General features: G+C 32.8%; 7 protein-coding genes. All 7 read right to left on the bottom strand.

What is annotated here, in order from left to right:
• Nucleotides 1-1,237: oligosaccharide flippase family protein (locus tag ACYQ2E_RS11025; protein WP_460018114.1), on the bottom strand; the 1,237-nt coding region annotated here is incomplete at its 3' end.
• Nucleotides 1,234-1,830, bottom strand: coding sequence for an LbetaH domain-containing protein (locus tag ACYQ2E_RS11020; protein ID WP_460018113.1), 597 nt, complete (start codon nucleotides 1,828-1,830; stop codon nucleotides 1,234-1,236). The genes ACYQ2E_RS11025 and ACYQ2E_RS11020, both read right to left, overlap by 4 nt.
• Entirely contained in the window at nucleotides 1,827-2,933 is a 1,107-nt protein-coding gene (locus ACYQ2E_RS11015; protein WP_460018112.1) for a glycosyltransferase family 4 protein, read from the bottom strand. The genes ACYQ2E_RS11020 and ACYQ2E_RS11015 overlap by 4 nt, the downstream gene beginning before the upstream one ends.
• Before the next feature lie 3 nt (nucleotides 2,934-2,936).
• Nucleotides 2,937-3,671, bottom strand: a complete 735-nt coding sequence (locus ACYQ2E_RS11010; RefSeq protein WP_460018111.1) for a glycosyltransferase family 32 protein — start codon at nucleotides 3,669-3,671, stop codon at nucleotides 2,937-2,939.
• A 115-nt stretch (nucleotides 3,672-3,786) separates the two neighbouring features.
• Nucleotides 3,787-5,106 carry a hypothetical protein gene (locus ACYQ2E_RS11005; RefSeq protein ID WP_460018110.1) on the bottom strand — a complete coding sequence of 440 codons (1,320 nt, stop codon included), beginning with the start codon at nucleotides 5,104-5,106 and terminating at the stop codon, nucleotides 3,787-3,789.
• On the bottom strand, nucleotides 5,082-6,134 hold the full coding sequence (locus ACYQ2E_RS11000; RefSeq protein ID WP_460018109.1) for a glycosyltransferase family 2 protein: 1,053 nt from the start codon (nucleotides 6,132-6,134) through the stop codon (nucleotides 5,082-5,084). Before ACYQ2E_RS11000 ends, ACYQ2E_RS11005 begins: the two co-directional genes overlap by 25 nt.
• A 58-nt stretch (nucleotides 6,135-6,192) precedes the next feature.
• Nucleotides 6,193-7,305 carry a glycosyltransferase gene (locus ACYQ2E_RS10995; protein ID WP_460018108.1) on the bottom strand — a complete coding sequence of 371 codons (1,113 nt, stop codon included), beginning with the start codon at nucleotides 7,303-7,305 and terminating at the stop codon, nucleotides 6,193-6,195.
• Nucleotides 7,306-7,460 lie beyond the last annotated feature (155 nt).

The following is a 7,460-nucleotide window of genomic DNA, read 5'->3' as shown; positions in this document are numbered from 1 at the left end:
TCCATATTCCATGGAATAAATCTCTAAGGTAAAAAGTTTTTCTAATAAAGTACCACTCTATACAAGAAATTATAAGTTCTGAAATGACAGTTGTTACTGCCGCACCAATAACTCCAAAAACAGGTATCATTACAAGATTAAATAGGACATTAATAAATGTGCCAGCAACTATAGATATTGTAAATTCTTTCATTAAATCAAGCGGAAGCATATATTGATATCCAAAAACATTGGACCAAACCAAAAATAGAATAATCGGAGATATAATCATCATCAGGATTCCGGTTTCTTCAAACCCCTTACCATAAAAGAAAGAGCCAAATTTCAACGAGATAGCTAATATTCCAAAGAAAAGACCTACAGCAAGCCCTGTAGAAACATTAAAGCTTTGTAGAATCGCTTTTTTAATTCCTATTATATTTTTTTCAGAAAACAAGTTTGCTACATGAGGAAGCATTGCAAAACCAATCGCACTAATAATTGATAATGGTAGGCGTATAAGAGTGTTAGCTTGTGTAAAAAGACCCGAATGGTCAACAGAATCTAAGATGCCAACCATACTAACACCAAACATAAGATAAAAATTAGTTAATTGAGTTGGCAAGAACATAACTATTGTCTTTCGTAAGTGTTTAAATAATTCGAGATTACAAATGTCTGGCTTATCTACCTCTTTTAGTAAAATCGGCCAGAAAGTTAATGCGCTAACAAAACTTGGTAACACTAAAGTGGCTACATAAATCCATAAATCACTCGGCTTATGAACAAAAATGAAAAGTAAAATTACTGAAATTATACGAGTAACAGTGCTTCTTAAAGAAATCGCTCTAAAATTCTCACGTCCTGAAAAATACCAAGAAATATCAAAAAATACCGTTAAAATAGCTATGCCTTGCCAGAGATATATGGTTTGGTAATCATGAGCTAGAGCTACAAAAATAAGAAAAACAATTAAAGAAATACTTGAAGTCAACCAACTTAGAAAATTAATTCCCCAAAACACTTGACTTCGCTTTTTTTTATCATTTTGAACATAAGCAATTTCTCGAGAACCATATACCCAAGTTCCCAATGCTGCAAAAAGTAGAAAATAGGAGGTGATGGAATTGGTAAAATTATTTATCCCGACCCCCTTTACTCCGAGAACTCGAGAAGCATATGGAGCGGTTATTATTGGTAAAATTATTGCCAAAATTTGATAAAACGACATATAAAAGAAATTTTTTACTCGCTTCATTTTTCACTCTCAGATGATATTCTTTTTTTGTTAGCAGGAATTCCAATTAGCGTGATTCCTTCTTCTGTAAATGAATGTACTACTACAGCTCCAGCTCCAACTTTAATATTATCAGCTAAAGTAATATTCCCTATGACCTTTGCTCCGACGCCCAAAATCACATTATTACCTATTTTAGGGCATTTCTCATTTTTTCCATCTACTCCTATACAGTTGTTCCCATACAGTTGTAAATTCTTCCCAAGTTTTGCGGCATAATTGATTGATATACCTTGGGGATGATGTATATGAAGACCTTTTTCGTAAACTTGAGGATTTCCGATATCAATCCCTAATTTTATAGATTGATTCAAATACTTTCTCATATAAAGCTTATATAAAAGTTTGTTTTTTAAAGATTCAGATTTTACGTTTTCATAATAATTACAAAAAATCATCAAACGAATGAATTTCCATGTTTGATACGGAAATCGCAGATGATAAATTCCAAAGATTTTTTCCTTCAATGACAGCTTATCAGTAGACTCTCCAAAAAAATTTGCTGCTTCAGACTGCAGAATTTGTTTCATTTCCTGTTTTGTTCTAATTTTCATTCTACCCTCCATAAATCCCTAATTAGTTCTTCCCACTGATTACCTATTTCTTCCATATTGAATTTTTCAATCTTTTCTAATGCACTTTTTGAATACTTATTCTGCAGTTTTCTATCTTGAGCAACATTAATCATCTCACTAGCAAATCTCTCAATATCCAAATACGGGACAAGTTCTCCATTTTCCCCACTGGTAATAAGTTCTCTTGGCCCGGTTATACAATCAAAAGCAATCACAGGTAATCCCTTAGCCATAGCTTCTAGTAACACCATTGGAAAACCTTCATGTCTTGAAGTCAAAACATATACAGAAGCCTCATCATAAATTTTTTCAATTTTATCTGAGTGTCCCACAAGTTCAACTCGTTTCAATTTATTTTTTTGTATTTGCCTTTTAAGTTCGTCTTCGTCTTGAGCGTCTCCTACGATACGAAGTTTCCATTTTGGAAGAACGGGGGAAACTTTTTTCCATGCTTCCAAAAGCAAATCATAGCCCTTCACTTCTGATGGTTTCCCCACACTTAGAAAAACCAATTGTTCCCTTCTAGATTTTATATAGTTTTCAAATGGGTTAGGATTATAGATCTGAGCAATTTTATTTTCGGATACTCCGGCCTCAACATGCATTTCAAAATCCTGCTTTGTTAAAACTAGTAATTTATCCGCCCTTTTTTTTATGAGCTTTAATGCGTACTGACGTTTTTTACTTGTAATTGTATGTTGATAGTTAAAATGTTCCCATGCAATGTACTTTGTTTTTAAACGTTTCAGAGCAGGAACCGTAAAATTTGCCAAGCTAGAATCGATATCAATGACAACATCAAAGCCTTCATTCCTTAAGTATTGATGATATTTCAAAATGGAATGACTTTTAGTAAAATGATAAATTTTACCCTCAATTCCCGGTTTCATCAAGTAATGTATTTTTACATCTTGACTAAGAGGGAAAAATGACTTTTCATTTGTTCCAAAAAAGCACAGAATTGTAACTTCGTAACCACGCCTTGATAACTCATTAGCAATCATTGTTCCAACACGTTCTGTTCCTCCAGTTCTATGAATCCCGCCACTAACAAAACAAATTTTCATTTTTTTACTTTTCATTTTTTACTTTTCATTTTTTCTACGATGTGTTATTTTATAAAGCCACTCATAATTTTTTTTCCCGATTAGCCACTTTATGTGTTGGTTTCGTTTGTCTTTCTTACTTTTCCAAGACATTTCATATTGGTGAATACTTATTGTGTTTTTTGTCACATACGTTTTTCCAAAATAATAATCTTTCGGATCAAAATACTCCGTTGGATATATTTTGACTCCTGCAATGGTTTGAAATTTATTATTGATTTTCAGCCCCCATTTTAAGAAAAAGTCCGTTTGATATTTTGGACAAGGAGTAAGGTTAAGGCTACCATCCAGATTGTAAAAGTTCAAACTTTCATAGAGGTCACGTAAGGCTTTTATTGTTTCATTTTCCTTCACCGCTCCAAATCCTAGCCCGCTCGCTACGGCTTCAACTTTCTCCGCTCCTTCAAATCCCATATAGGCTTCATTTTCACGCAGTTCATCCAGTGACTTAAGTAATTCCACATCAGTATCTAGATAGAATCCTCCCTCATTATAAATAATATCCAATCTAGAATAATCAGAAACAAACCCCCATTTTTTTTCTTTATATGCATCTGCCATATACTTATTCTTGTGCACATCATAATTAGTTTCATTCCACTCAATGATTTCATAGTCAGGACAAAATTTTCTCCAAGTCTCAATAATCTTTTTAGCCTTTGCTGGTAAAGGACTACCTCCAAACCAACAGTAGTGAATTTTTTTAGGTATCATAAATTTTCTCGTATAATATATTTAGGGTATTTCACAAGAGAGGAAACCCTATAAACCTGAGTTGTTGTCGTCTTTATGAGATAATAGCTTGGAATTGCACTGCAGTGCCGTTTTTCTATAATTTGGTTTTGACGGCAACATATGGCAAAGCTAGCAAACAAAACAAAAAATAAGCCGAAGAATAATCTCGTAAAGAAGAATTATAGACAAACATCAAAATCATTAACAAAATTCCGACTTTAACAAATCCCCCCTGTGTACTCTTTTTTAATACCTTGTTTATTTTTCTGAATGATAAAACAAAGGGCATTAAATAGAGAAAGATTCCCACAAATCCCATCTCAATAAACATCCATAAATCTGAAAACCATTGATAATGCAAATATGGATGAGTTCTATAAAACGGACTAGAAAAAAAGTTGTTAAATTCCGCCGAGCCCAGGCCAAAGCCAAAAAAATGACTCACTACGTTTCCCTTCATCACTCCACCCATAAGTTGACCTAAACCCGAGAGACGATTTAGTTCCCCACCTCCAAGACCGTTATATCCTTGTGTATTTGTCGCAGCTTTTAAGAAAAAGGCTGGGGAAAAATTATTTGTATAACTCGAAAACTGTGAAGCATTGTATGCACTAAACAAAGCTCCCATTCCAGATAACAAGATCACAAAAAGAAATACACTCACCAGTACTCGAAGAATCATTTTTTTACTCACGCCTGAAAAAAAGACAGCAGATATCATTATTAATATAATTTCAATGAAGAATATCTTTATTTCCCCCAAAGCTGCTTCAAATACGGAGGACAAAACACAAAGGAGAAAATAAGAAAACTTTATCTCTCCTTTGAAGAATCTAACCACAACATAGGCAATATAACATGAAATAAGCACATTTAGAAAGCTCGAACCTCCGGTTCCGAAAAAAATTCCGCCCGTCATATCCCCTGTCCATTGTCCCTCCTTAGGAAAAGCCATAACCTCAAGCATCGCCAGCGGCAAACTAATCCAGAATAATATTGCCAACCACCGAAAAATAATTTTATAATCCTGTAACTTTAAAAAAGTAACACAACTGAAAAAAAATAAAAACACACCCGCATTATTTCTAATTCCCCAAAAAACGAGCATGGGATTTACTTTCTGGATAAAAGATACCATAATGCCCAGGATAATAAAAGCTATCATGAATAATTCAGGCATTACTAACCTCTTACTATTTACTCTACGATTATATAAAGCCTTATAAAACACATATATGTTCAAAATGTCGCCAAAATATAGTACAACCCTATTCATATTGATATCTGTAACCAAAGCTTGAGCAATGACAAAATAAACTAACACAAACAATACCCAACGGGCATTATTTGAACTCGCATATAATTTTTTCCAAGAGATTGTTAACTTCATTAGGCTTCTTTCGATTTCTTCCAAAGATTCATTCTAACAAGTAAAATAATCAATCTTATATACCCATGTCTGATGCAATGACTAAAAAATCGCTGAAATTTGGGATTTTTTTCATATGGATAAGTTTCTATTATCTTTTTTGTGTCTGAAGAATTTATTAACTCTCCTATATATTGTTTTAGGTCAAATGTTTTATTCAATTTTTCATGAATTACTGCATTTTTTAAAGTTGAACGCAACGTACTAAGGTACAAGCGTTTCAATTCCAAATCAAAATTCCTCTTCGGGAAATATTGATTCGTCATCTCCTTGAGTTTAAGAAGTAAATTTTTATAAGTATTAAACTTTCCAGTATCAAATGAATGAGTTAAGGATGTAGATACTTTGTGGCGATAAAAGTAAAGTGGATTAGAGATACAAACTACTTTCTCAGCATGTATTAAATACTGAACATTGAATAGAATATCTTCTGAAACAAACTCCCTTTCAGAATAAAACTGTAAGTTGTATTCTTTTATCAAATCTAATCTATAAATACTAAAGCACACAGACATTGACTGGTATGCGTCTCTCTTTTCCTCTGGAGGGGAGCCTATCATTCCAGCCAAAACATCGCCGATGTCTTTTTTTTCAAAAACTTTATTTTCATAGTAGCAATCATTTCGCCTATAGTAATTTTTTGAATAATAGTCAAAGTATCCACAATATACAACAGATGCTCCAGTGTTCAGAATCTTATCGTGCAGCGTTTCAACATAATCCGTTTCAACAAAATCATCCGAGTCTATAAAACAAACATACTTTCCTTTACATACTTCTAATCCACTATTTCTCGCCTGACCAAGTCCTGCATTTTCTTTATGAACTACTTTGATTCTAGAATCTTTTCTTGCATAACCATCACAGTATTTTCCTGATTCATCAGTTGAACCATCATCCACAAAGATTATTTCTATATTTTGATAAGTTTGACCAATAACTGTTTCTAAACATTTGGGCAAATAATTCTTTACATTATAAACCGGTATAACCACACTAATTAAATCATTCATGATTTGAAAACTTTCTCATTTTTTATCTCCTCCATGCTATTTTAAGCTTTGGTTCATCCTATAAGTTACTAAATACTTTATCTTCCCATTGTTCCAAAATGTCGCCAAGTTGTAAATTTTTCGCCCTCTCCAAAGATTTTTGCGAATACTTTTCAAGTAATGACTTATCTTCAAGTAATTGGTAAATTTGGTTTGCAAACTCATTAACATTTTCTTGCTTCACAAGAACACCAAATTTTCCATTGTCTGTTACTTCCCGCGTTGAAGGAATATCAAATCCAATAAAAGGAACTCCAAAACTCATCGCCTCTCCCGCTACTAAGGGGAAGCCTTCAAGGCGACTTGTCATGATAAAAAGAGATAAACTTTGATAAAATTCTTCTAATTTTTTTCCTCGTAATAAGCCAACTCGTATAATCTGATTGCTTACCTCATTTTTTTTTATTAAATCAGAGAACTCTTTTTCTTCTTTTGCACTTCCTTCACCAGCAACATATATTTTCAAGTTCTTATCCAACAATCCCGCTATTTGGCACAAAAAATCTAGTCCTTTTACATCAACATCTATGCGGCCAACATAGCCGATTTTTTTGCTTTCCAAATCCGTTACCATATCTTTATTCGCGATTGCAATAGGATTGTGAATCACAACTGTATTAGGATTTATTTCTCTCCATTTACATGCAGTATACTCTTCTAAAGAGACTATTTGATCTGCATGACTCATGCTCTTTATCAACTCTTTTTGTTCTGATTTAAAACGATTGTACATGTAATTTTCATAAAGACTATGTGTCCAACAAACAATTTTTTTAGTTTTTACTACCTGCCTAATTTCATCAACAAACATCACGTATGGATTTAAAAGTATAATTAAATCAAAATTTTTTCCTTTTAGAGACTTTTTTACATTTAATAGATGGTATGTATCCGCCAATATTTTTCTATCCACTTTTCCCTTAAATAGACAAATAATGATTGATCTAAACAGATTAATAACTTGATATATTTTTGAAAGTCTGATTATCTTCAGATTTTCAAAATCAAATACATTATGATTTTCATAGTATATCGTGACATCGTGGGTCTTGTTCAACGCTTTAGCAATCGTTAAAAGAACCTTCTGCTGCCCGCCCATTTTAAACTGAGTTTGACAAAATAAAATTTTCATTTTTTATAACTCCAAATGGAAAATATTCCGACATTTAAATACTTCCAATTTCTCGTTCTCAGGAAAAAACTGAATCCCAACAAGCAATTTTTCAGATAAGATAGAAATATGTTGTTTTCGGGTGATATTTTTCCATATCGCAAAATATCTTTGGT

The organism is Lactovum odontotermitis (assembly GCF_054658595.1).
Note: the sequence above shows the minus strand (reverse complement) of the source record. Positions and strands in the feature narration are given on the sequence as shown.